The organism is Micromonospora salmantinae (assembly GCF_022230905.1).
Lineage (GTDB): Bacteria > Actinomycetota > Actinomycetes > Mycobacteriales > Micromonosporaceae > Micromonospora > Micromonospora salmantinae.
The window spans coordinates 1-25,721 of record NZ_JAKKFG010000026.1; the positions used below are offsets into that span (position 1 = coordinate 1).

The window sequence follows — 25,721 nt, forward strand, 5'->3', positions numbered from 1 at the left end:
AGGGCGAGATCAGCACACCTGAGACAGACCGGACTGCAGACGGGCGGGCTCGGCGTCACGCCGGGCCCGCCCCCATCGACGTCGGCCAGTTGCCGGCCCCGCTGCGTCAGGCTTACTCCCCGCCTGCGGGCAGGACTCCTGCCGCCGAAGTCTTGCCCAGGCCACCCCGGACATCCTCCTCGATCCGCTTCGCGGCAGCCAGCAGCGGCGGGAGCAGCTCGCGACGGATCATCTCGAACGACCCTCGGGTGGCGTGTGCGGAGACGTTCACCGCTGCGATCACCGAGCCGTTCTCGCCGTGGATCGGCGCGGCCACGGAGCGCAGCCCCTCCTCCAACTCCTGGTCCACGATGGCGTACCCCTGGGTGGCGATCTTCGTCAGGACGCTGCGCAGCTTGGCCGGGTCGGTGACGGTACGCCGGGTCAGCGGCCGCAGCTGAGCCGTGGCGAGGTAGTCGTCCAACCAGTCCACCGGTTGCGCGGCGAGCAGCACCCGGCCCATTGACGTGGCGTACGCGGGGAACCGGGTACCGACGCTGATCCCCACCGTCATGATCCGCTTGGTGGGCACACGGGCGACGTAGACCACCTCGTCGCCGTCGAGCACCGACACCGAGCAGGACTCGTGCACCCGCGCGACCAGTGCCTCCATGTGCCGCTGCGCGACCTCGGGCAGGCTCAGGCTGGACAGGTACGCGTAGCCGAGTTCGAGGATCCGTGCCCGCAGCGAGAAGAGCCGGCCGTCGGTGTGCACGTAGCCGAGCTCGACCAGGGTGAGCAGGAACCGGCGTGCCGCGGCCCGGGTCAGCCCGGTCCGTCTGGCCACCTCGCTGAGCGTGAGCTGCGGATGTTCGCCGTCGAACGCCCGGATCACCGCGAGGCCGCGCTCCAGCGACTGGACGAACTCCGGCGACCTCGCCGCGTCCTCGCTCACGCTCACCCGGCCTCCTGCCGCAGAGTCTCCCGGGCCACCTTGAACGCCCGGTTCGCCGCCGGTACGCCAGCGTAGACGCCGACCTGGAGCAGGACCTCCGCCACCTCGGCCGGGCTCAGCCCGTTGCGCAGCGCGGCCCGGACGTGCATCGCCAACTCCTCCTCGTGGTGCAGCGTGGCGAGTACGGCGAGAGTGACGCAACTACGGGTACGCCGGTCGAGGCCCGGCCGGTTCCACACCTCCCCCCAGGCGTAGCGGGTGATGAAGTCCTGGAAGTCGGCGGTGAACTCGTCCGTGCCGGCGACCGCGCGGTCGACGTGCGCGTCACCGAGCACCTGTCGACGTACCGCCATGCCCGCCTCGTGCCGCTCGCGGTCGTTCATCTGTCCCCGCGTTCCTCGTCGAAGTGGTCCAACAGGAGCCGGCACACCTGCTCGGGTTGCTCGACGTTGGCCAGGTGCGCCGCCGCGTCGACCACGGCCAGCCGGGCCCGCGGGATGCGCCCGACGATCTCGCGGGCGTGCTCCACCGGGGTGGCCCGGTCGTCGGCTCCCGCGATGACCAGCGTCGGCGCGGCGACCCGCCCGAGGTCGGGTCGGAGGTCCATCGCGGCTATCGCCTCGCAGCAGGCGGCGTATCCGGCCGACGACGTCGCGGTCAGCATGGCGCGGTGCGCGGCGATCGCCTCCGGCCGGGCCGCGGCGAACGCCGGGGTGAACCAGCGGGCCACCACCGCGTCGGCGATCGCCGGCAGACCGTCCGCGCGTACCGTGGCGGCTCGTTCGCGCCACTGTTCGGGTGGGCCGAGCGACGCCGACGTGCAGAGCAGCGCCAGCCGCCGCACCCGCTCGGGCGCGTGCGTGGCGAGCCACATGCCCACCATGCCCCCGAGGGACAGCCCCGCGTAGTGCACCCACTGCACGTCGAGGTCGTCCAACGTCAACAGCAGTTCCCGACCCAGCAGGTCCAACGTGTACGGCCCGGACGGCACCGCCGAGCGGCCGTGGCCCAGGTGGTCGTACCGAACAACCCGGAACCGTTGGGCGAGCACCGGGACCTGGGGTTCCCACATCGCGGCGGCGGTGCCGAGGGAGCTGCCGAGCAGCAGCACCGGCGCGGCGGCCGGGCCGTCGACGGTGAGGTGCAACCGAGAGGTCATCCGCTCACTCCCCGGGCAGCGGTCAGGGCACTGTCGACGAACCGGCCGGCCGAGCCGAGCCAGCGGGACGGGTCGAGCGCCTCGGCTATCTCCGTCTCGGACAGGTGGGCGCGTACCTCGGGGTCGGCGAGCAACGCGGCGCGGAACGAGGGTCCGGCGGCGGCGCGGGTCACCAGTTCGTGTGCGACGGCGCGACCGACAGCGGGCGCCAGCCGCGCGGCGACGGCCTCGGCGAGCAGGAGGCCGCCGGTCGCGTCGAGGTTCTCCCGCATCCGCTCCGGACGGACCTGCAGCCCGGCCAGCACCCGGGCGCACCGGGCGGCGGTGCCACCGGCCAGGTGCAGCAGATCGAGCAGGGGCTCCCACTCGGCGTGCCAGGCGCCTGCGGCCCGCTCGTGCTCCTGCACCGCCGCGGCGAACAGGGTGGCGACGAGACCCGGACCGCGGCGCGCCGCTGCGGTGACGAGAATCGAGTCCACCGGGTTGCGCTTGTGCGGCATGGCCGAGGAGCCGCCTCGTCCGGCACCCCCCTCGGCGACCTCGCCTACCTCGTTCTGGGCGAGCAACCCGACGTCGAGCGCGACCTTGCCGGCGGCCACGAGGAGCCCACCGAGGGCGGTGGCCAGATCGAGCCAGGGCTGACGCCGGGTGTGCCAGGGCAGCGGGCTCGGCGAAAGCCCCAGGTGCGCCGCGAACCGCTCGGCGACCTCGGTGCCGGCCGGGCCGAACGCGGCCAGGGTGCCGACCGCCCCACCGAGTTGCGCCGGCTGTACGGCGCGGGCCTGACGCAGGCGGTCCCGGGCCTCGACCAGACCGGTCAACCAGCCGGCGGCCTTGAGCCCGAACGTGGTCGGTGCCGCCTGCTGCCCGAGCGTCCGCGCGACCATCACCGTGCCCCGGTGGGCGTCGGCCAGTTGGGCGGCGGCGTCCACGGCGGCGTCGAGGTGACGCAGCAGCGGCCCGAGCGCCCGTACGGCCACCAGGGCCAGCGCGGTGTCCAGGACATCCTGGCTGGTCGCTCCGAGATGCACCCAGGCTCGGGCATTGTTCGGCACGGCGGCGGTCAGCTCGCTCACCAGCGGGACGACCGGGTTCCCCGTGGCGTCGGCCGCCCGGCCGAGCACGCCCGGGTCGTACCGCTCGGCGCGGCACTGCTCGACGATCGCCTCGGCCGCCGGTGCGGGGATGACGCCGGCGTCCGCTGCGGCCCGGGCGAGCGCGGCCTCCACGTCGAGCATCGCCTGGAGCACTGACGGGTCGCTGAGTTCCGCGTCGACGTCCGTGGCGCCGGAGAGGCCGCCGAGCAGGCCGTCAGACGGCGAAGAAGACGGTCTCATGGTCTCCCTGAAGGTGGATGTCGAACCGGAACCCGTCCGAGGCGGGTCTCGCCAGCAGGGTGTCACGGCGGTCGGCGTCGACGCTGCGCAGCACGGGGTCGGCGGCGTTCGCCGCCGGCTCGTCGGGGAAGTAGAGCCGCGTGACGAGACGGTGCAGCAGCCCACGCCCGAAGACCGACAGGGCCAGGTGGGGGGCTTCGGTGCCGCCGTCCGGATCGGGCAACGAACCCGGCCTGACGGTCAACAGCCGGTACCACCCCTGCCCGTCGGTCTCGCTGCGCCCGAATCCGCGAAAGCCCGCGAGCGCGGGCGGCCGGGCACCCCGAGGGTCGTCCGGGTGGTCGAACCGCCCGTCCGGGTCCGCCTGCCAGCTCTCCACCATCGCGTCGACCACCGGCGTACCGGTGCCGTCGACGATCCGACCCCTGATCCAGAACGCGCCCGGCGTGCCCTCGGGCACGACGTACGGTCCGTCGGGCCAGCGCAGGCCGATGTGCAGGTACGGCCCGACGGTCTGCGCCGGCATCACGCCCAACCGCTCACTCATCGTCGTCCTCGTCCTCGAAGGGGGTGCTCTCCCGGCCGCGCAGCACGATGTCGAACTCGTATGCCAACGCCCACTCCGGTGCGGTGGTGGCGTGGTCGTACCGGGCGATCATCCGTTCCCGGGCCTTCGGGTCGCGAACCGAGTTGAAGATCGGGTCCTGGAAGAAGAGCGGGTCGCCCGGGAAGTACATCTGGGTGACCAGCCGCTGGGTGAACGCCCGACCGAAGAGGGAGAAGTGGATGTGCGCCGGCCGCCAGGCGTTGTCGTGGTTACGCCAGGGGTAGGCGCCGGGCTGCACGGTGACGAACCGGTAGCGCCCCTGGTCGTCGGTGAGCGCCCGGCCCACCCCCTCGAAGTGGGGGTCGAGCGGCGCCGGCCAGGTGTCCCGTGCGTCGCGGTACCGGCCGGCGGCGTTCGCCTGCCAGATCTCGACCAGGGTGCGGGGTACCGGTCGGCCGTCACCGTCGCGGACCCGCCCGTGCACGATGATCCGCTGTCCCTGCGGCTCACCGTCGTGCTGGCGGGTCAGGTCGTGGTCAAGCGCACCGAGCCGCCCCTCCCCCAGCAACGGCCCGGTGACCTCGGTCAGCCGCTGCGGCAGGTGGATCAGTGGGTGTTGCGGCGCCCGTGCCACTGTCGACTTGTAGCCGGGACTGAGCAGGGGTGGGTGAGCGTCGACGTCGTCGCGCCGGTACCGCGGTAGCACCAGGCCGCTGCTGGCCCGGTTGTCCTGAGTGGTCATGGGAGTCTCCCGTCGGACTTCGTCGCCTCCAGTGCCCGCAGCACCGCGAGTTCGGCTGCCGTCGGTGGCTCGCCCGTGGTCAGCCCTTCCGCGACGGCGAGGTCCCAGCCGGTGGCGGCCCGCGCCTGCTCCCGGGTCACGCCGGGGTGCAGGCGGGTCAGTGTGAGTTCGCAGGTGAGCGGGTCGGGTTCGAGGACGCCGAGATCGGTGATCACGACTCGTGGGCCTCCGCCCCGCAGGCCGAGTCGCTCCCGGTCGCCCGGGCCGGCCCCGTACCCGACCGAGGTGACGAAGTCGACCCGTTCGGTGAACGTCCGGAGGTCCTGCCGGACGATCACCACGACCTCGCGGCAGGACGCGGCTATCTCCGGGGCGCCACCGGCGCCGGGCAGTCGGACCGTCGGGGCGTCGTAGTCGCCCCCGACGACCGTGGTGTTGATGTTGCCGTACCGGTCGATCTGCGCGGCGCCGAGGAAGCCCACGTCGATCCGGCCGGGCTGGAGCCAGTAGTTGAACACCTCGGGCACCGAGACGACCGCGTCAGCGGTGTCGGCGAGGACTCCGTCTCCGATGGAGAGCGGAAGCCGGTCCGGTTTCGCGCCGAGGCACCCGGATTCGTAGATGAGGACCAGGTTCGGGGCGTGGGTCGTCCGGGCGAGATTCGCCGCGGTGCTGGGCAACCCGATCCCGACGAAGCAGGCGGTGTCGTCGCGTAGTTGCCGCGCGGCGGCGACGGTCATCATCTCGTCCGCGGTCCAGTCCGCCACCGCGTTCCCTCGTTCGCTGCGCTGACTCATGTCGTCGCCCCGGCCTTGTGCACGTGCTCGTCCAGCCAGGCGCGGAAGGTGTCGCGGTGCCGGCTGACGGCGTCCCAGTCCCGGTAGAAGTCGTTGTCGCGCACCGAGTAGCCGTGGGCGTAGGAGGGGTGCGCGCCTCCGGGTACCTCGGCCACCGCGGTGACCGCCCAGCCGGGCAGGACGACCTGCCCGGGTACGGGTGCCAACTCGTCCACGATCTCCTCGACTGTGACAAGTGACCGGTGGGCGGCCAGCACCGCCTCCTTCTGCACCCCGGTGATGCCCCACATCTGCACGTTGCCGTTGCGGTCGGCGCGCTGGGCGTGCACCACCGTCACGTCGGGACGCAGCGCGGGGACGGCGGTGAGCGTCTCGCCGGTGAAGGGGCAGGTGATGGGCCGGATGTTTGGCGTGTGCCTGGGCAGGTCGGTGCCGGTGTAGCCGCGCAGGACGGCGAACGGCAGCCCGGACGCCCCGGCGACGTAACGGTTCGCCATGCCGGCGTGACTGTGCTCCTCCAGCTCGAGCGGACGCGGCCAGGCGTGCTGCACGGCGTCCCGGAAGCGGTGCAGCGACCCGACGCCCGGGTTGCCGCCCCAGGAGAAGACCAGGCGGCGGGCGCACCCCGCCCCGATGAGCTGGTCGTAGATGACGTCGGGGGTCATCCGCACGAGGGTCAGGTCCTGCCGTCCCTGGCGGATGATCTCGTGACCGGCGGCGAACGGAATGAGGTGCGTGAAACCTTCCAGGGCCACCACGTCACCGTCGTGGACCAGGTGCGCCACGCCGTCGGCCAGCGAGACGAGCTTCGCCATGGGCCTCCCGCCTTCCGCGAAAACCGCGCTGCCGCCAGCCGTTCGCTATGCGGACTGCCGTACTCATCTCGAACGTACGACGGCGGATGACATCCGTCAACGACAGGTTTGCCCGACCCGGCGAGCGCCGTCCACAGTGTCTGGAAGTCACGTCGGACGATGCGTTGACGCGAGCCGGGCCACGTGCCAACGTTCATACAGAGAACGGCCGTTCGGTAAGCGAACACCTCCGGGCCTTTCGCGAGCGCACGTCGGCCCGGTCACCCCTGGGACCACCCCCACGCTCCGAGGAGGACCGCCATGACACTGCTGGACCCCACTACCTGGCAGGGCACCCTGCACAGCGGCGGCTGGGTGGAACCGGCCGGCGGCACGGCGGCGGTGCGATCCCCCGCCACCGGGGAGGAGATCGGTCAGGTCGGCACGGCGAACGCCGAGGATGTGACGCGCGCCTGCGCCCGCGCCGTCGCCGCCCAGCGCGCCTGGGCCGCCACCGGCTACGCCGAGCGGGCCGCGGTGCTGCGCCGGGCCGGGCAACTGTTCGAGCGGCACGCCGCCGAGATCGGCGACTGGATCGTGCGGGAATCCGGGTCCATCCCACCCAAGGCTGGGGTCGAGACCGACACGGCGGCGCAGGAGTGCTACGAGGCGTCGGCGCTGGCCTCGCACCCGCTCGGCGAGATCATCCCGAGCGCGCAACCGCGGCTCAGCCTGGCGCGCCGGTTGCCCGTCGGCGTCGTCGGGGTCATCGCGCCGTTCAACTTCCCGCTCATCCTGGCCACCCGTTCCGTGGCCCCGGCCCTGGCCCTGGGCAACGCGGTGGTGCTCAAGCCCGACCCGCGCACGGCGGTCTGCGGTGGCGTCTCGATCGCCCGGGTCTTCGAAGAGGCCGGCCTGCCCGAAGGGTTGCTGCACGTCCTTCCCGGCGGGGTCGAGGTCGGCGAGGCGCTGGTGGCCGACCCGAACGTACGGGTGATCAGCTTCACCGGCTCGACCGCCGCCGGCCGCAAGGTCGGCGAGGCGGCGGCACGCCACCTCAAACGGGCGCACCTCGAACTCGGTGGCAACTCGGCGCTGATCGTGCTCGACGACGCCGACCTCGACCTGGCGGTCTCCGCCGGCGCCTGGGGGTCGTTCCTGCACCAGGGCCAGATCTGCATGACCACCGGCCGGCACCTGGTGCACGAGAGTCTGTCCGAGCGGTACGTCGAGCGGCTGGCCGACAAGGCGGACCACCTGCCGGTCGGCGACCCGGCGAAGGAGCGGGTGGCACTGGGGCCGATCATCGACGAGCGCCAGCGCGACAAGATCCATGCGCTGGTCACCGCAAGTGTCGACGCGGGTGCCCACCTGGCCGCCGGCGGCACGTACGAAGGGCTGTTCTACCGGCCGACGGTGCTCACCGACGTCACCCCCACGACCCCGGCGTACGCCCAGGAGGTCTTCGGCCCGGTCGCGCCGGTGATCACCTTCGCCGACCAGGACGAGGCCGTGGAGTTGGCCCGACAGACCGAATACGGCCTGTCGCTGGGCATCCTGAGCCGCGACGTGATGAGGGCGATGGCCCTTGCCGACCGGATCCCCAGCGGGATCGTGCACATCAACGACCAGACGGTGAGCGACGAGGCGGTAGCGCCGTTCGGTGGGGTGGGAGCATCCGGCACCGGCTCCCGGTTCGGTGGGCCCGCGGCGAACGTCGAGGCGTTCACCGAGACCCAGTGGCTCACCGTGCAGGGCGCCATCACGCGGTACCCGTTCTGACACCGGGAGGAGAGGGCATGCCGGGAATACGCACCCAGGTCGGCATCGTCGGCGCCGGGCCGGCGGGGCTCATGCTGTCGCACCTGCTGCACCTGCGTGGGATCGATTCGGTGGTGCTGGAGAGCCGCAGCCGCGATTACGTCGAGCACCGACTCCGGGCCGGCGTCCTCGAACAGGGTTCGGTCGACCTGCTCTGCCGCAGCGGCGTCGGCGAGCGGCTGCAACGGGAAGGGCTGCGCCACGAGGGCATCGAGCTGCGCTTCGCCGGGGAGTCGCACCGAGTGCCGATGGCAGACCTGACCGGGCGGGCGATCACCGTCTACGGGCAGCAGGAGGTGGTCAAGGACCTGATCGCCGCCCGGCTCGCGGCCGGTGGCTCGATCCTCTTCGAGGCCGACGCGGTACGCCTGGACGGCCTCGACTCGGACTCGCCGGTCGTCCACTTTCGACGCGACGGGCGTGACGAGGAGCTGCACTGCGACTTCGTGGCCGGCTGCGACGGGTTCCACGGGGTGAGCCGCGGCGCGGTGCCCGAGGGTGTGCTGACCACCTACGAGCGGGTGTACCCGTTCGCCTGGTTGGGCGTCCTCGCCGCCGCGCCGCCGGCGGTGGACGAACTCATCTACGCCAACCACGAACGGGGCTTCGCCCTCTACAGCATGCGCTCCCCCGAGATCTCTCGGTTGTATCTACAGGTCGCGCCGGACGAGGACATCGGCGCGTGGCCGGATGAGCGGATCTGGACAGAGCTGCGGGCGCGGTTGGAGACGGTGCCGGGGTGGTCACTCAACGAGGGGCCGATCCTGGAGAAGTCCATCACCCCGATGCGCAGCTTCGTGGTCGAGCCGATGCAGTGGGAGCGACTGTTCCTGGCCGGGGACGCCGTGCACATCGTTCCGCCCACCGGCGCGAAGGGCATGAACCTGGCCCTGGCCGACGTCGCGCTGCTCGGGGAGGCCTTCACCGGGTGGTACGACGGGGGGCGCACAGACCTGCTGGAGTCCTACTCGGTCACCGCGTTGCGCCGGGTCTGGCGGGCCCAGCACTTCTCCTGGTGGATGACGTCCATGTTGCACCGGCTGGAGCGCGACGACCCGTACGAGACGAAGCTGCAGACCGCCACGCTGAGGTACGTCGCCACCTCCGACGCCTACGCCACCAGCCTGGCCGAGAACTACGTAGGTCTGCCCGAGGTCTGAAAGCGAGCGTGGCGGTGTCGCCACCGCAGAGCGTCGTTCAACTAATTCATGACGGGCGTCAGAAATTATTGACTTTCAATGCCTGGGTGACTGACCATGGCCACCACAGCGGCGTGCGCCCCCACGCAGCGGTAGTCCACCTGCAAATCCGAGGCATCCGCCGACTTCCGACGCACCCACCACCCCCGCCCAGGAAGGGCCTCGTCCATGAAGAAGGTCATGGCTTTCGGGCTGATCGCCGCCACCGCGATCGCCCTCACCGGATGTACCGACTCCGACGCGTCCAACCCGTCCGAACAGACCTCGGGCGAGTTGCGCAAGGTCCGGGTCGCGGCGCTGCCCATCACCGAGACCGCCGCGCTGTGGGGCGGCATCAAGGCGGGCATCTTCGCCGAACGCGGGCTCCAGGTCGAGGTGCTGCCCGCCCAGGGCGGCGCACAGGCCATTCCCGCACTGATGAACGGCGACATCGACTTCGCGATCGGCCAGCCCTTCGGCCCGTTCCGGGCCGACCTGGGCGACCTCGGAGTCGTCATCATCGGCAACTACGCCTCCTCGTACGCCGACGGCGACGACATCAACGCCGTGGTGGCCTCGGCGAAGTCCGGCATCAAACGGCCGGCCGACCTCGCGGGCAAGCGGGTCTCGGTCAACAGCCTGGGCGCCGCCGGTGACGTGACGATCATGGCAGCGGTCGAGAAGGACGGCGGCGACCCGTCGAAAATCAAGTTCGTCGAGGTCGCCTTCCCGGATGCCCCGGCCCAACTCGAATCGGGCAACATCGACGCCGCGTGGGTGCCGGAACCCTTTGTGACGCAGCTGAAGACCCGCGGCGACACCTTCATCGTCGCGCCCTACCAGGCGGTGGTGCCCGGCCTGACGACGCTCACCACCATCACCACCAAGGAACGCACGGACAAGGACGCCAAGCTGGTCGAGGACTTCACGGCGTCGATGAAGAAGACGTTGGAGTGGGCCAAGGACCCCGCCAACGATGCGGCGCTCCGGCAGGCCATCAAGGACAATCTGCAGCTCCCCCCGCCGGTGGCCGAGTCGGTGCGGCTCCCGGCCTTCGGTTGGGAGGTCGACCGGGCGAGCCTGCAGACACTCGCCGAACTCGCGCAGAAGTACAAGGTGCTCGACAAGCAACCCAACTTCGACCGTCTCATCCAGCAGCAGTAGCTGGCGCGATCCGCCCTCCCCGGCCCCGGACCGGGGAGGGGCCTCGCCGCCCGCCTGAGGACGGGAGTGACATGCGCGTGTTTCCCACCCGACGCCTGCGCGCGTTACGCAGAGCGATGCTCGGCGTCGTCGGCCTGACCGGGTTCCTCGTCCTCTGGCAGCTGATCCCGACGCTGGGCCTGATCAACCCGCTGTATCTGCCGTACGTGACGGACGTGCTGGCCCGGCTGTTCGAGCAGCTCGTCGACCTCGCCTTCTGGCGGCGGCTGGGCAGCACGATGACGTCCTGGGCGATCGGCCTGACGGTGGCGACGCTCGCCGCCGTCGCCGTCGGCACCGTCGTCGGGCTGGTGCCCTTCCTGCGGCGCGCGACCCACACGATGGTCGAGTTCCTGCGACCGATCCCGTCGGTCGCCCTCATCCCGCTCGCCGTGCTGATGTTCGGCATCCAGCGGCAGGCCGCCCTCGTCATCATCATCTACGCGTCGTTCTGGCAGGTGTTCGTGCAGGTTATCTACGGCGTCGCCGACGTCGACGTGGTAGCTCGCGACACCGCACGCAGCTTCGGTCTGACCCGGCGGGAGCAGCTGTCGCACCTCGTCCTGCCGACCACCCTGCCGTACCTCATGACGGGCCTGCGGCTCGCGGCGGCGGTCGCGCTCATCCTCGCCGTCACCGCGGAGATGGTGATCGGTAACCTCGGCCTCGGGCGCATGATCGAGTTGTCCCGGTCCGCCGGTGACGCCGCCGGCCTGTACGCGCTGGTCGTGGTCACCGGCCTGCTCGGGCTCATGGTGAACATCGTCTTCCGGTTCATCGAGCGTCGGGTGCTGTCGTGGCACCAGTCCGTACGAGGAGAGGAGCCGCTGTGACCGCGTACACCGGGCGGGTCGCCACCACGGCACGCGGCCGGACGGTCGGATCCCGGATCGCGGCGAGCCTCCTCTACCCGTTGGGGCTGCCGACGCTGCTTCTGGTGGTCTGGGGTCTGGTGGCGACGAGGACGACGAGCCGGTTCTTCCCCGACCCGTTGACGATCGCCGAAGCCTTCCGGGAGACCTGGATCGGCCCGGCGTTCGTCGAGGACGTGCTGCCGAGCCTCGCCCGCCTCGGCCTCGGTGTCGCCGCGTCGATCGTGCTCGGCGTCGCCGCCGGCACCGTCATCGGCCTGACCCACTGGTTGCGGGAACTCCTCGAACCGCTGCTGGAGTTCCTCCGGGCCATCCCGCCCCCGGTGCTGATTCCGGTGGTCATGCTCCTCCTCGGGATCACCGACACCATGAAGGTCGTCGTGATCGTCTCCGGCGCGGTCTGGCCCATCCTGTTGAACACCATCGAGGGTGTCCGGGGAACCGACAGCGTCATGAAGGAGACCGCTCAGTCGTTCCGGGTCTCCTGGTGGGAGCGGCTCTGGTTCCTCGTGCTCCCGGCCGCCAGCCCACGGATCATGGCCGGGGTTCGTCAAGCCCTCTCGGTCGCGCTGATCCTGATGGTCATCTCCGAGATGTTCGCCTCCACCTCCGGCCTCGGCTACCGGATCGCCTACTTTCAGCGCAACTACCTGATCGCCGAGATGTGGAGCGGCATCCTCCTCCTCGGCCTCGTCGGCGTCTTCCTCGCCGTCGCTTTCGGTCTCGTCGAACGGCGCGTCCTGCGCTGGTACCACGGAATCAGGGAGGTCAACCGTGCCTGATCGGCGCACCCTGCTGCGGGTGGAGCACCTGCGCAAGGTCTACGAATCCGCGACGGGCAACGTCGAGGCGATCGGGGACATCAGCTTCACGATGGACGCCGGCGAGCTCGTCTGCATCGTCGGACCGTCCGGATGCGGCAAGACCACTCTCCTGAAGTGCCTCGCCGGCCTGCTGCGCCCCACCAGCGGCGTGGTCGAGATGGACGGCTCACCGGTGACCGGGCCCAGCCCGGCCATGGCCGTCGTGTTCCAGGAGTACGGCCGCAGCCTCTACCCCTGGCTGACGGTGCGCGGAAACGTCGAGCTTCCGCTGCGGCACAAGAAACTCTCGCGCGCAGCCCGGACCAAGCTGGTCGTCGACGCTCTTGAGGCGGTTGGCCTCGCGCACGCCGCACGAAGCCACCCGTGGCAGCTCTCCGGGGGGATGCAACAGCGCGTGGCGATCGCGCGGGCGATCGCCTACCAGCCCGACGTCCTGATCATGGACGAACCGTTCGCCGCGGTGGACGCGCAGACCCGGGCCGACCTGGAGGACCTGGTTCGCGAGCTGCACGCCAGCCGCACCATCTCGGTTGTCTTCGTCACCCACGACATCGACGAGTCGGTGTATCTCGGTCAGCGGGTTCTAATATTGTCCACGTCGCCGACCTGGATCCAGGAGGACCTCGCGATCGACCTGCCGCCGGAGCGCGATCAGATCACGACCCGCGCCCTGCCCCGTTTCACCGAGCTGCGGACGCACGTCTACAACCAGATCCAGCGGGCCAAGCGCGGGCAGGCTGTGGCCCCGCGATCCGCGCGGTGATCGGCGGCCAAGCCAACGAGTTCCCCGAAGGGAAGGGCTGTGGGTAGTCGTCAGCCGAAGCAGTTGTTGCTGGCCTTCTTTGGCGAGCATGTCGTCGACGGCGCCACTGGGCCGATCCGGGCGAGCGTCCTGATAAACGTGCTGGAGGGTGCGGACGTCGCCGCGCCGGCCACCCGCGCGACCCTCGACCGTCTCGTGCACAGCGGCATCCTCGCCCGAAGCAGGAGTGGCCGGGAGACGCTGTTCTCGCTGACCGAACACGGCGTCGCGGTGCTGCGCGAGGCGACGTACCGCGTCCGCGGGCCGCGGCCGTTCGACCCGCAGGGCAGCGGCTGGACCCTGGTCACCTTCTCGATCCCCGAGGGCCAGCGGATGCTGCGGCACCGACTGCGCTCAACCCTCACCTGGGAGGGCTTCGCGCCGATCCGGGACGGCCTCTGGCTCGCGCCCGGCGAGGTCGACCTCGCCGGCTCGCTGGAGCCGCTGCGGCAGGACCTCGCGCCCAACACCGTGGTCGCCTTCCACGCCCGCGAACTCGCCGGGTTCCCGATCGGCGAGAGCGTACGCGCGGCGTGGGACATCGAGGCAATCCGGCGCGCGCACCTCGCCTTCATCGACACCTGGGACGACCCCTCCGCGCTGGGGATGGCACCGACTGCCCTCACCGTACGCACGATGCTCGTGGCGGACTGGCTCGCCCTGCTGCGCGCCGACCCACGGCTGCCGGCCGAGTTCATGGACGCGGAATGGCCCGCCACGAAATCGGCTCAGACCTACCGTCGGGTGCACGAGAAGCTGGCCGAGGCGTCCGCGGCGGAGTTCGATGCACTCGTCGCGGCCCGGCCCGCGACTAGGCGCCGAATCGGGTCCTCAGATCCGCCTTCCGCACCTTCCCCGACGCGGTCCGCGGCAGCTCGTCCACGACGATGACGTTCCTCGGGAGCTTGTAGCGCGCGATCCTGCCGTCGAGGCACGCCCGGACGGAGGCGGTGTCCACGAACACCCCCTCCCGGACGGTCACGATCGCCCACGGCACCTCCCCCCACCGCTCGTCCGGTACGCCGATGACCGCCGCCGAGGTCACCCCGTCGACCTCGGTGAGCAGCCGCTCGAGTTCGAGCGGGTAGATGTTCTCGCCCCCTGAAATGATCATGTCCTTGAGGCGACCGGAGATGTAGAGGTAGCCGTCGGCGTCCAGGTGACCGAGGTCGCCGGAGCGGAACCACCCGTCGGGTGTGAACGCCTCGACGGTCGCCTCCGGGAGCCCGTGGTAGCCGGGAAAGACGTTGGGCCCGGCCACCTCGATCTCACCGACGGCGCCGGCGGGCACCACCACACCGGCCGCATCGGTGATCCGCACGTCGGTGAAGAAATGCGGCAGACCGACACTGCCCTGCTTGACGCGGGTCATCGTCGAGGGCAGCGCGGTCGCGCCCGGCGCGGCCTCGGTCATGCCGTAACCCTGCGAGAACGACAGCCCCCGCGCCTCGTACGCGTTGAGGATGCGGGCCGGCACCGCCGAACCTCCGCAGGTGAGCTTCGTCAGCGTCGACAGGTCGGTCGACGCCCAGGCGGGGTGATCGGCCATCAGCTGGTAGGTGGTCGGCACGCCGCTGAGCATGGTGACCCCGTGCCGCTCGATCTGCGCGAGCGCGTGGCCCGGCTCGAAGCCCTTCTCGATGACCATCGTGGCGCCCTTGAGGATGACGGGCAGGGCACCCATCCCGAGCGAGGCGACGTGGAACAGCGGCGAGATCATGAGCGCGACGTCCGTGGAGACGACGTCGTAGTCGACCACACAGTTGAGCGCCACCCAGGTGAGGTTGCCGTGCGTCAGCACGGCGCCCTTGGCCCGGCCGGTCGTGCCCGAGGTGTAGACGATCGCCGCCGGGTCCTCGTGGGCGGTGTCGGCATGGTCGGTGAACGGGGTGCGGGCGGCCCGTGCCAGGGCGGCCAGCCCGGGCCGGTCCGCGGTGCCCGCACCGTTGACGATGACGGACGGGGTCCGGGCGGCCGGCGCGGCGGAGGCCACCGGCGCGGCGAAGTCCAGGTCGTGGATCAGCACCCGAGCGCCGCAGTCGCCGAGGACGTGGGCGATCTCGGGCGCGGCGAGCCGGGTGTTGATCGGCACGAAGACGGCGCCGACCTGCGCCGCCCCGAACATCACCTGGAGAAATTCTGGGCTGTTCTCACCCAGGTAGGCGACGGAGTCGCCCTTGCCGACGCCCCGATCCCGCAGCACGGCTGAGACCCGGTCGGTGGCTTCGGCAAACTGTCCGTACGTCATGGGCGACCGCTCGCCGTGGATGATCGCGACCTGGTCCGGGGACTTGAGCCGGCGCTTGGCCACCCAGGCGCCGATTCCCTGCTGGTGCATCATCTTCTCCTGCGGGTGGAGGTGGTGTGCTCATCCGGCTCGACGGATGCCCCCGGGCTCAGGCGTAGAAGCGGTACAGCCCTCGCGCGACGACCGCCGGCTTGGTCCCGTCCTCGATCTCGATCGTCTGGTCGACAGCGAGCTGGTAGCCGCCGCGGACCTCGACGACCTCGACGACTGTGGCTTGCATGCGCACCCGCGCCCCGACCACGACCGGTGCGGGGAAGCGGACCTTGTCGAGGCCGTAGTTCACCTTCGTGGTCACGCCCTTGACCTCGAGCAGTTCGGTCCAGAAGGGAACCGCCAGAGAGAGGGTGAGGAAGCCGTGCGCGATGGGTGCGCCGAACGGGCCGGTCCTCGCCCGTTCGGGGTCGACGTGGATCCACTGGTGGTCGTCCGTGGCATCCGCGAACAGGTCCACCTGGTCCTGGGTGACCGTGCGGTACCCGGTGTGGCCGAGATCGGTGCCGGCAAGGTCGCCGAGCCGGTCGTAGGTGATGGTCGTCGTCATGCGTTTCCTCTCGTCGTCAGCGGGCGAGGCCCAGCAGTCGGACCGCGTTGTCCTTCAGGATGCCCGGGAGCACATCCGGCTTGAGGTCGGTCGCCTGCACGTCGCGCAGCCACCGGTCGGGGGTCAGCATCGGGTAGTCGGTGCCGAACAGCACCCGCCGCTTCAGCACCGAGTTGGCGTAGCGCACCAACTCGGCCGGGAAGTACTTCGGGCTCCAGCCGGACAGGTCGATCCAGGTGTTGTGCTTGTGCGTGGCCACCGACAACGCCTCGTCCTGCCAGGGCACCGACGGGTGGGCCATGATGATCTGCAGGTTGGGGAAGTCGGCCGCGATCGGGTCGAGCAGGATCGGGTTCGACAGGCCGAGCCGCAGACCGTAGCCGCCCGGCGTACCCGCGCCGATGCCGGTCTGCCCGGTGTGGAAGAGCGCCGGGACGCCCGCCCGCTCCAGCAGGCCCCACAGCGGCGCGTACTCGTCGTGGCTGGGGTCGAAGCCCTGCACGGTGGGGTGGAACTTGAAGCCGCGTACGCCCTCCTCCCGGATCAGCCGGTCGGCGAGTTCGAGGGCCGCTGCCCCGGTGCGCGGGTCGACCGATCCGAACGGAACGAGCACGTCGGCGTGCTCGGCCGCCGCGCGAGCGATGTCGGTGCTGGACAGTGGCCGGTGCTTCAGTTGCGTACGCGCGTCCACTGTGAAGACGACGGCTGCCATGTGCCGTTCGCGGTAGTACTGGGCCACAGCCTCGACCGCAGGCCGTGGGCCGTCCGTCTTGAAGTACGCCGACGCCGCTGCCACGAGCGGTTCGGGCAGTGAGGTGTGACCGTGGTCGTCGACCTCGATGTGCACGTGCATGTCGATCGCCGTGACGTCGTCAAGGTCGATGGCGGGCTGGTACATGGGGCCAACCTTCGTCGGGCGGTTCTGCGCAGGCGGGTCTGCTCGGGCTGGTCAGGACGTCGTGGGCTCGAACTCCTCGGGGAGTTTCGGGAAGCGTTCGCCGACGCTCTGCGCGGCGCCGGCGAACGTCGTCGGCCAGGCGTCCACGAGCGCGTCATACGTCCAGCCGCCCTCGCGGTGCGCGGTCAGCGCCGCCTCGGGGTGGGTCCAGATCTGCAGGCGGTCACCGCCGACACCGATCACCTGGCCGGTCACCGAGGCCGCCGCGTCGGAGCCGAGGAACGCGACAAGTCCGGCCACGTCGTCCGCAGTGCCGAACCCCAGATCGTGTCGGAAGAACGCGGGCATCGGCTCGCCGTTCGCCTCGGCCCGTACCGCCGCGGCGAAGTAGGGGACGGTGGCGGTCATCGCGGTCGCGGCGACCGGGACGACGGTGTTGGCGGTGATGCCGGCCCGCTTGAGTTCGAGCGCCCAGGTACGGACCATGCCGACGATGCCCGCCTTGGCGGCTGCGTAGTTGGTCTGGCCGAAGTTTCCCCGCTGTCCGGTGGGTGACCCGACGCAGATGATCCGCCCGCCCTCGCCGGCCTGCCGCATGTGCTGCACCGCCTCGCGCACTGTGGTGAACGTGCCGCGCAGGTGCACGTTTATGACGGTGTCGAAGTCGTCGTCGCTCATCTTCCACAGCACCGTGTCGCGCAGGACGCCTGCGTTGGTGACGAGGATGTCCAGGCGCCCGAAGTGCTCCACCGCCGTGCTGACGAGTTCCTTCGCGGTCTCGGTCGGGCCGACCGGTGCGACCACCGCGACGGCCCGGCCGCCGAATGCCTCAATCGCCGCCACGGCGTCGGCCGTGACCGAGGCGTCGACGTCGTTTACCACAACCGAGGCGCCCCGCCGCGCCAGCTCCTGCGCGTAGGCGAGGCCCAGACCCCGCCCAGCCCCGGTGACGATGGCGACTTTGCCGTCCAGTGACATGAGCGCTCTCTTTCGTCGATGCCGATCTGCGCACGAGGGTGGGGGTCAGCTGTCGCACGGGCAACGTAATGCAGAATTTGATCGGGCGTCAACGATTTGCAGTCTGTCTACATCAGACGGGGCTGTGGGTCTGGCCGGCAGGGCGCGACCGCTGAGGTTTCCCTACCTCGGTGGTTGCTGGTGGGAGCTGTTCAGCGCCCGGGAGACCACCCGACCCGCGGCCTGGACCAACGGTGCCAACGCCACCGGGTCCGCGCGGTCGTGGGCGACCACCAGCGAGATCGCTGCCACCACACCCTCCGGTACGCGGATCGGCGCGGCCACCGAGAGGGCGTCCATGGTGACCTGACGGTCGCTGACCGCGTATCCGATCCGGCGCACCTCGGCGAGGCAGCGACGCAGCCGCTTCGGGTCGGTGATGGTCAGTTCGGTGTACCGCTCCAACGGCGCGGCCAGCACCTGCTCCTGGACCTCGGCGGGCGCGTGGGCGAGCAGGACCAGCCCGACGCCGGTGGCGTGCAGCGCGAAGCGACCCCCCACCCGGGTGAGCACGGGCACCGCGTGTCGCCCGGCGATCCGTTCGATGAAGACGAGTTCAAGGTCCTGCCGGACGGCGAGCTGGACGTTCTCGTGGGTCACCTCGTACAGGTCCTCCATGACCGGCAGTGCCAGCTCCCGCAGCCCAAGGCCCCTCGGGGCGAGCGAGCCCACCTCCCACAGCCGCAGACCGATCCGGTACCGCCCGTCGTCGCCGCGCTCCAGTGCCCCCCACGCGACCAGTTCCGCGGCCCGCCGGTACACGGTGGGCAGGGGCAGTCCGGTGCGACGCGCCAACTCGCTCAGGGTCAACACCGGACTGGCCTGGCTGAACGCGTCCAGCAGCGCCAGCACCTTACTGGTCACCGACCGTCCCGGTTGTGCGCGCACCTCGCCATCATCCCCGCGTGCGCCGGCCGCTCACAGCTCAAGGACGAGCCGCGGCGTGCGGGCCCGGGACACACAGATCATCATGGTGTCCCCGGCGGCCCGCTCCTCCTCGGTGAGCAGGCTGTCGCGATGCTCCGGCATGCCGGCGAGCACCGGGGTCTCGCAGGTGCCGCAGGTGCCCTCTCGGCAGGACGAGAGGACCTGCACGCCAGCCTCCTCCACCGCCTGCAGGATCGGCGTACCCGGGGGCACCGTCACCGTCCGCCCGGAGAGCGCGAGTTCGACCACGATCGTCGTCTCCGGCTCCCCGGTGCCGGCCGGGGCGGTGAAGCGCTCGACGTGCAGGCAGCCGGTTGGCCAGCCGCGGCAGTGCTCCTCGACTGCTGTGATCAGTGCTTCCGGGCCACAGCAGTAGACGAGCCCGGCGCCGGGCCGGCCCAGCAATCCGGCCAGGTCGAGCAACCCGGTCTCGTCCTGCGGGTGCAGGCTCACCCGGTCGCCGTACTTTTCCCACAGGGTGGTGGCGAAGGCCATCGTGATGCGGCTGCGTCCCCCGTACACCAGCCGCCAGTCGGCGCCCGCGGCGTCGGCGGCGGCGACCATCGGTGCGATGGGGGTGATACCGATGCCACCGGCGACGAAGAGGTAGCGCCGTGCCGCGACCAGCGGGAAGGTGTTACGCGGTCCGCTCACCCGGACGGTCGCCCCGACGGTGAGCCGCTCGTGCACCAGCCGGGAGCCGCCGCGTCCGTTCGGTTCGCGCTGCACCGCGATCCGCAGGGCGGACCGGTCCGCCGGGTCGCCGCAGAGGGAGTACTGACGGGCCCAGCCGGTGCTCAACTCCAGGTCGATGTGCGCGCCCGGCGCCCACTCGGGCAGGTCACCGCCGTCGGCGCGACACAGGCGAATCGCCACGACCTCGGCCGCCACCCGATCCCGGCCGGCAACCACCAGCTCCACACCGGTCAGAACGTCCACTGTCACTCGCGCATCGCCATCGTTCTCGGCGGTCCGGCCGCCCGCACCGCCACACCCTGGTGGCCCTGCGGGTGGGCGAGCAGCCACTCCCACAACTCGACCGGGTCCTCGGCGATCCGCTCGGCCCCACAGTGGCAGATCCCACGCAGGGTGTCGGTGCCCGGCACCCAGTGGATCCGGTAGACCCGGTCCCCCGTGAGGGTGCCTGCCAGGGAGCTCACCGCGCCGCTCCCACCGTCCCCGACCCGACCATCCGGGCCAGCAGCCGCCGGGCGGCCAGGCCACCGGTGTCGATGTTGATGCTCAGCTCCTGATACCTGTCCGGCTCGGTCGCGATCACCTGCTCCAGGATGTTGAGCGCGGTCACATCCTGCATGACCACTGTGTGGTTGCTGTGGTGGAGGTACTCGCTGACCGACTCGTCGTCGATCGCGAAGTCGCGCGCCACGGCCCAGAAGTCATAGGTGGTGTTCTCGGTCGACGGGGTGATGGCGTACACGATCTCGGCGTGGAACGCTTCGCTGTCCTCGCCCTCGGCGGGCGGATGCACGCCCTGCGGCGCGATCCGGCTGTGCAGCAGGTAGAGGCAGGGCGGGTGGTATTCGATGTCCTGCCACCGGGTGATCCGGCCCTGGATCCCGGTCGAGCGGGCGTAGAACGGAGGGCACTCGGCGTCGTCCATGTGCCGACTGACATAGACGATCCCCCGGTCCTCGTCCACCTCGGTGGTGATCGGGGTGTTCGCTACCTCCGGCGTGCCGATGTAACCGCCGTGCAGATAGGTCTCGTGGGACAGGTCGAGGAGGTTGTCCACCAGCAGGCCGTACCGCGCGTTCAACGGCGCCATGCCGCGTACCACCGCGTAGCGGGGGTCGGCGAGCCACGGTGCGCGGGGAATCGCGGCGGGGTCGGCGCGGTCCAGGTCGCCGATCCAGACCCAGATGAAGGAGTCCTGTTCCACCACCGGGAACGAGGGAACCCGCGCGGTGCGCGGGATGCGCTGCTGACCCGGCACGAAGACGCAGGCGCCGGTCGGATCGTAGGTGAAGCCGTGGTAGCCGCAGACGATGGTGTCACCGTCGAGCCGGCTCTCCGAGAGCGGGAAGCGCCGGTGCACGCACCGGTCAGCGAGCGCCACCGGCTTCCCGGCACCGGTGCGGTACAGCACCAGCGGCTCACCGAGCACCGTACGGGCGAGCAGTGCCCGCCCGACCTCGCTGGCGTAGGCCGCCACGTACCACTGGTTACGCGCGAAGGCCATGCGACCGACCCCCCTCCTGGACGAACACGGGTGGGGCCAAATCATCGCGTGAGGTGTGCGCGGCGGGGACTGAGCTTTCACTGGATGAAAGGCCGAGGTGCGGTCTGCCATCAACTTGTGGATGGTTCACCGTGATCGGGGTCACAACCGACAGCGCCGGCCGCTCCGGGAGACCAGAGGATTTGATCTTGCCCGGCCGAAGGGAGTCGAACACCTGTCGCCCTGATCCGTAACACACCCGAAACTACCGGTTGAAAACTCTGGAATTTTCTGCCAGCCTGGGAGCCATCGATGAGTGTGAACGTTAACATGATCACTTCACTTCCGGAGGCGCCTCAGGTGACCACCAGCCCACCCACCTAACAGGTACCACGTCCACCACCGGCAGACCCCAGCGCCCGCAACCGCTTCCCGGCGGGCGACCGGACGCACTCACCGCAACCCCTGCATCCGCTGATCAGGCAGCCCGAGACGGCTCGTCTCCGCACGGGCGCCTGACGTGAGTCCGGCCCGCTCAGGCCGACTCAGCATCGTGGCCGCCGCCATCCGAGCGGGGCTTCCCACTCGAACAGCGACCGAGCTCCATCCATCCCACCACTGGAGGACCGGCATGGTTTCCCGGACCCGTCCCATCGGGCGCACCCGACTACGAGCACTAACTTTTTCCGGAACGGCCGCGATAATTCTGGCTCTGGCCGTGTCGCTGCTGCCCAATCTGGCCCAGGCCGCCGAGACGACCCTCGGTGCCGCCGCAGCCCAGTCCGGCCGGTACTTCGGTGCCGCCGTCGCCGCCAACAAACTCAACGACAGCGCCTACACGACGATCCTGAATCGTGAGTTCAACAGCGTCACTCCCGAGAACGAAATGAAGATCGACGCGACCGAGCCGCAGCAGAACAACTTCACCTTCAGCAACGCGGACCGGATCGTGAACCACGCCATCTCCCGGGGTTGGAAGGTCCGGGGCCACACCCTGGCCTGGTACTCGCAGCAGCCGGGCTGGATGCAGAGCATGGAGGGCACCGCCCTGCGCAATGCGATGCTGAACCACGTCACCCGAGTGGCCAGCTACTACCGGGGCAAGATCGACTCTTGGGATGTGGTGAACGAGGCGTTCGAGGACGGCAACAGCGGCGCCCGCCGCAACTCGAACCTCCAGCGCACCGGCAACGACTGGATCGAGGCGGCGTTCCGCGCCGCCGACGCGGCGGACCCGAACGCGAAGCTCTGCTACAACGACTACAACACCGACAACTGGACCTGGGCCAAGACGCAGGCCGTGTACAACATGGTTCGCGACTTCAAGTCTCGTGGGGTGCCGATCGACTGCGTCGGCTTCCAGTCGCACTTCAACGCCAACTCGCCGTACAACAGCAACTACCGCACCACGCTGTCCAGCTTCGCCGCCCTCGGGGTGGACGTGCAGATCACCGAGCTGGACATCGAAGGCTCCGGCACGACGCAGGCCAACACCTACCGCAGTGTGGTCAACGACTGCCTTGCCGTGGCGCGCTGCAACGGGCTCACCGTGTGGGGGGTGCGGGACTGCGACTCGTGGCGCTCCAGCGGCACCCCGCTGCTCTTCGAGTGCAACGGCAACAAGAAGGCCGCCTACACGGCCACCCTGGAGGCGCTGAACAGCGCGGGCCCCACTCCCACTCCCACGCCCACCACGCCGGGGCCCACCCCCACCGTCCCACCAGGCTCCGCCTCTGAGATCGTCGGCACACAGTCCGGCAGGTGCGTCGACGTACCCAACGCCTCGACCAGCAACGGCACCCGGGTGCAGCTCTACGACTGCAACAAGCAGACCAACCAGGCATGGACCTACACCTCGGGCAAACAGCTACAGGTGTACGGGAACATGTGCCTCGACGCCGCAGGCACCGCCAACGGCGCGGCAGTACAGATCTACAGCTGCCACAGCCAGACCAACCAACAGTGGAACGTCAACTCCAACGGCACCATCAGCAACGTCCAGTCCGGACGATGCCTCGATGCCTGGAGCACCACCAACGGAGCCCAGATCCAGCTCTACGACTGCCACGGACAAACCAACCAGCAGTTCAGGCTCGCCTCCGTCGGCGGTCCCACCCAAACGCCGACGCCGACGCCGACGACGCCGCCACCCGGCGGTTCGTGTGACCTTCCCTCGTCGTACCGCTGGTCGTCCACGGGCGCGCTGGCGCAGCCGAGGTCGGGGTGGGTGTCGCTGAAGGACTTCACCCACGCGCCCTACAACGGCCAGCAGTTGGTCTACGCGACCACGCACGACACGGGCACGACCTGGGGCTCGATGAACTTCGGTCTCTTCTCGAACTGGAACCAGATGGGGTCGGCGTCGCAGAATCAGATGCCGTTCGCGGCGGTGGCGCCGTCGTTGTTCTACTTCGCACCGCGCAACATCTGGGTGCTCGCCTACCAGTGGGGCGGGCCGGCCTTCTCCTACCGGACGTCGACCGACCCGACCAACGTGAACAGTTGGTCCGCGGCGCAGACGCTGTTCACCGGAAGCATCTCCAACTCCAGCACGGGCCCGATCGACCAGGCGATCATCGGTGACGACCAGAACATGTACCTGTTCTTCGCCGGGGACAACGGCAGGATCTACCGGGCCAGCATGCCCATCGGGAACTTCCCGGGCAGCTTCGGGTCGAACTACACGACGATCATGACCGACACCACCAACAACCTGTTCGAAGGGGTTCAGGTCTACAAACTCCAGGGCCAGAACCGGTACCTCATGCTCGTCGAGGCGATCGGCGCGAACGGGCGCTACTTCCGATCGTTCACGGCCACCAGCCTGGGTGGTACGTGGACACCGCAGGCCACGTCCGAGAGCAACCCGTTCGCCGGCAAGGCCAACAGCGGCGTTACCTGGACCAACGACATCAGCCATGGCGAACTGATCCGCAGCAACGCCGATCAGACCATGACCGTTGACGCCTGCAACCTGCAACTGCTCTACCAGGGGCGTTCCCCCAGCTCCGGCGGCGACTACGGCCTTCTGCCGTACCGGCCGGGTCTGCTGACGCTGCAACGCTGACGACCGGACAACGCCGGGGCGGGCAGGCTCGGCACCACACCGAGCCCGCCGGCCCCGCACCCACCACCACCAGGAGGTAGCGACAGTGCGAGGACACGGGCACCACCCCCCGCCCGCGGGGGAAACCCATACCGACCGAATGCCCGCCCGATTTCGGGGACGGCTGTTCAAGCTCGCCGCGGCTGGGATCGCCGCCGCAGTCGGGCTGTTCACCATTACCGTCGCAACCGGGTCGGCGTCGGCCGCCGACAACCCGTACCAGCGGGGCCCGGATCCCACCCGGACCAGCGTCACCGCCGTGAACGGTCCCTTCGCCAACACGTCGGTCAGCGTCCCGACCGGGTACGGCTTCAACGGCGGCCGGATCTACTACCCGACCGACACCAGCCAGGGCACCTTCGGGGCCATCGCGATCTCGCCGGGCTACACCGCGTTGTTCTCCGCCGAGCTGGCCTGGATGGGACCGTGGCTGGCGTCCCACGGCTTCGTCGTGATCGGCATCGAGACCAACAGCCGCAACGACTTCGACACCGCCCGAGGCACCCAACTGCTCGCCGCACTGGACTACCTCACACAGCAGAGCCCCGTACGCGACCGGGTCGACCCCAACCGGTTGGCCGTCGCAGGCCACTCCATGGGTGGCGGCGGCGCGCTGAGCGCAGCCACCCGACGCCCGTCGTTGAAGGCAGTGGTCGGCATCGCGCCGTACTCGCCGTCGTCGAACCTGGCCAACGACCGGGTGCCCACCATGATCTTCTCTGGGCAGGCGGACACGGTGGTCACCCCGTCCTACGCCACCGGCCTGTACAACAGCCTCCCGGCCACGACGGAGAGCGTCTACCTGGAGGTCGCCGGCGCGGATCATGGCTTCATGGTCGGACGGTCGAACCCGGTGATGGTCCGGACCATGCTGCCGTTCGTCAAGATGTTCATCGACAACGACACCCGGTACAGCCAGTTCCTCTGCCCACTGCTCGACTCCAGCGGCGTGGTCACCTACCGCAGCACCTGCCCGTTGCTGCCCTCGACCCCGACCGACCCGCCGACCCCCACCGACCCGCCGACCCCCACCCCTTCACCCACCGTTCCGCCCGGCTCCGCCAGCGAGATCGTCGGCACCCAATCCGGCCGGTGCGTCGACGTACCCAACGCCTCACGCAACAACGGCACCCGGGTCCAGCTCTACGGCTGCAACAAACAAACCAACCAGGCATGGACCTACACCACAACCAAACAACTCCAGGTGTACGGCACCATGTGCCTCGACGCCGCAGGCACCGCCAACGGCGCGGCAGTACAGATCTACAGCTGCCACAGCCAGACCAACCAACAGTGGAACGTCAACTCCAACGGCACCATCAGCAACGTCCAATCCGGACGATGCCTCGACGCCTGGAGCACCACCAACGGAGCCCAAATCCAGCTCTACGACTGCCACGGACAAACCAACCAACAGTTCCGACTCGCCGCCCTCGCCCGCTGATCACAGCCAAGTTCGCAGCACGTTCGACTGTGTGCAGATGGACCAACGGCAGGGCGAGATCAGCACACCTGAAACGGGCGGACCCGGCGTCGCGCCGGGTCCGCCCGCATCACGTGGCCGGAGTGCGGCGACGCCTGGCGTCTCGGACGAGCGTCAGGGCGATGACGAGAAGGCCGAGCAGGGCGACGACGGCATTGGCGGTTGTGAGGAACACCTTCTCGCCAAGGGTGGCGTGGTGCAGATGGGTCAGGTGGAAGAAGAAGTGGGGTATGGCGAAGGTGGAGAGTGCCG

General features: G+C 70.0%; 26 protein-coding genes. 10 read left to right on the forward strand and 16 right to left on the reverse strand.

What is annotated here, in order from left to right; genetic code table 11:
• Positions 1–112 precede the first annotated feature (112 nt).
• Genes PSH03_RS20880 through PSH03_RS20915 form a run of 8 tightly spaced genes read right to left on the reverse strand, consistent with a single transcriptional unit; the run spans position 113 to position 6,331 of the window.
• Complete coding sequence (locus PSH03_RS20880; RefSeq protein WP_238690158.1) at positions 113–940, reverse strand: IclR family transcriptional regulator; 828 nt, start codon at positions 938–940, stop codon at positions 113–115.
• On the reverse strand, positions 937–1,317 hold the full coding sequence (pcaC, locus tag PSH03_RS20885; protein WP_210780435.1) for a 4-carboxymuconolactone decarboxylase: 381 nt from the start codon (positions 1,315–1,317) through the stop codon (positions 937–939). Before pcaC ends, PSH03_RS20880 begins: the two co-directional genes overlap by 4 nt.
• The gene (pcaD, locus tag PSH03_RS20890; protein WP_238690159.1) at positions 1,314–2,093 is read right to left on the reverse strand and encodes a 3-oxoadipate enol-lactonase; all 780 of its coding nucleotides are present in this window, start codon (positions 2,091–2,093) and stop codon (positions 1,314–1,316) included. Before pcaD ends, pcaC begins: the two co-directional genes overlap by 4 nt.
• Positions 2,090–3,430: a 3-carboxy-cis,cis-muconate cycloisomerase gene (pcaB, locus tag PSH03_RS20895; protein ID WP_210780436.1), complete on the reverse strand. Its 1,341-nt coding sequence runs from the start codon at positions 3,428–3,430 to the stop codon at positions 2,090–2,092. The genes pcaD and pcaB overlap by 4 nt, the downstream gene beginning before the upstream one ends.
• Positions 3,405–3,977, reverse strand: a complete 573-nt coding sequence (pcaG, locus tag PSH03_RS20900) for a protocatechuate 3,4-dioxygenase subunit alpha (protein ID WP_210780437.1) — start codon at positions 3,975–3,977, stop codon at positions 3,405–3,407. The genes pcaB and pcaG overlap by 26 nt, the downstream gene beginning before the upstream one ends.
• A complete protein-coding gene (gene pcaH, locus PSH03_RS20905) occupies positions 3,970–4,719 on the reverse strand; it encodes a protocatechuate 3,4-dioxygenase subunit beta (RefSeq protein WP_210780438.1) in 750 nt (249 codons plus the stop codon). Before pcaH ends, pcaG begins: the two co-directional genes overlap by 8 nt.
• Positions 4,716–5,516: a CoA-transferase subunit beta gene (locus PSH03_RS20910; protein WP_238690160.1), complete on the reverse strand. Its 801-nt coding sequence runs from the start codon at positions 5,514–5,516 to the stop codon at positions 4,716–4,718. The genes pcaH and PSH03_RS20910 overlap by 4 nt, the downstream gene beginning before the upstream one ends.
• A complete protein-coding gene (locus PSH03_RS20915) occupies positions 5,513–6,331 on the reverse strand; it encodes a CoA transferase subunit A (protein ID WP_210780440.1) in 819 nt (272 codons plus the stop codon). Before PSH03_RS20915 ends, PSH03_RS20910 begins: the two co-directional genes overlap by 4 nt.
• 300 nt (positions 6,332–6,631) lie before the next feature.
• Here PSH03_RS20915 and PSH03_RS20920 point away from each other — a divergent pair, with 300 nt between their 5' ends.
• The 7 genes from PSH03_RS20920 to PSH03_RS20950 all read left to right on the forward strand — a co-directional run bounded on the left by PSH03_RS20920 (position 6,632) and on the right by PSH03_RS20950 (position 13,901).
• Positions 6,632–8,092, forward strand: a complete 1,461-nt coding sequence (locus tag PSH03_RS20920; RefSeq protein ID WP_238690161.1) for a benzaldehyde dehydrogenase — start codon at positions 6,632–6,634, stop codon at positions 8,090–8,092.
• Positions 8,093–8,109: 17 nt separating this feature from the next.
• Positions 8,110–9,291 carry a 4-hydroxybenzoate 3-monooxygenase gene (gene pobA / locus PSH03_RS20925; RefSeq protein WP_238690162.1) on the forward strand — a complete coding sequence of 394 codons (1,182 nt, stop codon included), beginning with the start codon at positions 8,110–8,112 and terminating at the stop codon, positions 9,289–9,291.
• A gap of 207 nt (positions 9,292–9,498) precedes the next feature.
• Positions 9,499–10,473, forward strand: a complete 975-nt coding sequence (locus tag PSH03_RS20930; RefSeq protein WP_210780442.1) for an ABC transporter substrate-binding protein — start codon at positions 9,499–9,501, stop codon at positions 10,471–10,473.
• A gap of 71 nt (positions 10,474–10,544) precedes the next feature.
• Complete coding sequence (locus PSH03_RS20935; protein WP_238690163.1) at positions 10,545–11,345, forward strand: ABC transporter permease; 801 nt, start codon at positions 10,545–10,547, stop codon at positions 11,343–11,345.
• Positions 11,342–12,166, forward strand: a complete 825-nt coding sequence (locus tag PSH03_RS20940) for an ABC transporter permease (RefSeq protein ID WP_238690164.1) — start codon at positions 11,342–11,344, stop codon at positions 12,164–12,166. Before PSH03_RS20935 ends, PSH03_RS20940 begins: the two co-directional genes overlap by 4 nt.
• On the forward strand, positions 12,159–12,971 hold the full coding sequence (locus PSH03_RS20945) for an ABC transporter ATP-binding protein (protein ID WP_238690165.1): 813 nt from the start codon (positions 12,159–12,161) through the stop codon (positions 12,969–12,971). The genes PSH03_RS20940 and PSH03_RS20945 overlap by 8 nt, the downstream gene beginning before the upstream one ends.
• Positions 12,972–13,010: 39 nt before the next feature.
• Positions 13,011–13,901: a PaaX family transcriptional regulator gene (locus PSH03_RS20950; protein ID WP_210780445.1), complete on the forward strand. Its 891-nt coding sequence runs from the start codon at positions 13,011–13,013 to the stop codon at positions 13,899–13,901.
• Here PSH03_RS20950 and PSH03_RS20955 read toward each other — a convergent pair.
• From PSH03_RS20955 to PSH03_RS20990, 8 genes are all read right to left on the reverse strand, one after another.
• The gene (locus PSH03_RS20955; protein WP_238690166.1) at positions 13,822–15,348 is read right to left on the reverse strand and encodes an acyl-CoA synthetase; all 1,527 of its coding nucleotides are present in this window, start codon (positions 15,346–15,348) and stop codon (positions 13,822–13,824) included. The two genes, PSH03_RS20950 and PSH03_RS20955, sit on opposite strands and share 80 nt — an antisense overlap.
• A gap of 58 nt (positions 15,349–15,406) precedes the next feature.
• A complete protein-coding gene (locus tag PSH03_RS20960) occupies positions 15,407–15,859 on the reverse strand; it encodes a MaoC family dehydratase (RefSeq protein WP_210780447.1) in 453 nt (150 codons plus the stop codon).
• Positions 15,860–15,875: 16 nt separating this feature from the next.
• The gene (locus PSH03_RS20965) at positions 15,876–16,757 is read right to left on the reverse strand and encodes an amidohydrolase family protein (RefSeq protein WP_210780448.1); all 882 of its coding nucleotides are present in this window, start codon (positions 16,755–16,757) and stop codon (positions 15,876–15,878) included.
• A gap of 51 nt (positions 16,758–16,808) precedes the next feature.
• Complete coding sequence (locus tag PSH03_RS20970) at positions 16,809–17,735, reverse strand: SDR family oxidoreductase (protein WP_210780449.1); 927 nt, start codon at positions 17,733–17,735, stop codon at positions 16,809–16,811.
• Positions 17,736–17,897: 162 nt separating this feature from the next.
• A complete protein-coding gene (locus PSH03_RS20975; protein WP_238690167.1) occupies positions 17,898–18,638 on the reverse strand; it encodes an IclR family transcriptional regulator in 741 nt (246 codons plus the stop codon).
• Positions 18,639–18,692: 54 nt separating this feature from the next.
• Complete coding sequence (locus PSH03_RS20980; RefSeq protein ID WP_308194392.1) at positions 18,693–19,646, reverse strand: PDR/VanB family oxidoreductase; 954 nt, start codon at positions 19,644–19,646, stop codon at positions 18,693–18,695.
• Positions 19,643–19,861 (reverse strand): hypothetical protein, encoded by a 219-nt coding sequence (locus tag PSH03_RS20985; protein ID WP_210780451.1) that lies wholly within the window; start codon positions 19,859–19,861, stop codon positions 19,643–19,645. The genes PSH03_RS20980 and PSH03_RS20985 overlap by 4 nt, the downstream gene beginning before the upstream one ends.
• Positions 19,858–20,901, reverse strand: a complete 1,044-nt coding sequence (locus PSH03_RS20990) for an aromatic ring-hydroxylating dioxygenase subunit alpha (RefSeq protein WP_210780452.1) — start codon at positions 20,899–20,901, stop codon at positions 19,858–19,860. The genes PSH03_RS20985 and PSH03_RS20990 overlap by 4 nt, the downstream gene beginning before the upstream one ends.
• A 703-nt stretch (positions 20,902–21,604) precedes the next feature.
• On the opposite strand from PSH03_RS20990, the gene PSH03_RS20995 reads away from it, so the two are divergent.
• From PSH03_RS20995 to PSH03_RS21005, 3 genes are all read left to right on the forward strand, one after another.
• A complete protein-coding gene (locus tag PSH03_RS20995) occupies positions 21,605–23,947 on the forward strand; it encodes a non-reducing end alpha-L-arabinofuranosidase family hydrolase (protein ID WP_210780698.1) in 2,343 nt (780 codons plus the stop codon).
• A 139-nt stretch (positions 23,948–24,086) separates the two neighbouring features.
• A complete protein-coding gene (locus tag PSH03_RS21000) occupies positions 24,087–25,430 on the forward strand; it encodes a poly(ethylene terephthalate) hydrolase family protein (RefSeq protein WP_238690168.1) in 1,344 nt (447 codons plus the stop codon).
• A gap of 37 nt (positions 25,431–25,467) precedes the next feature.
• A partial coding sequence (locus PSH03_RS21005) for a hypothetical protein (protein WP_238690169.1) occupies positions 25,468–25,721 on the forward strand: 254 nt, incomplete at its 3' end.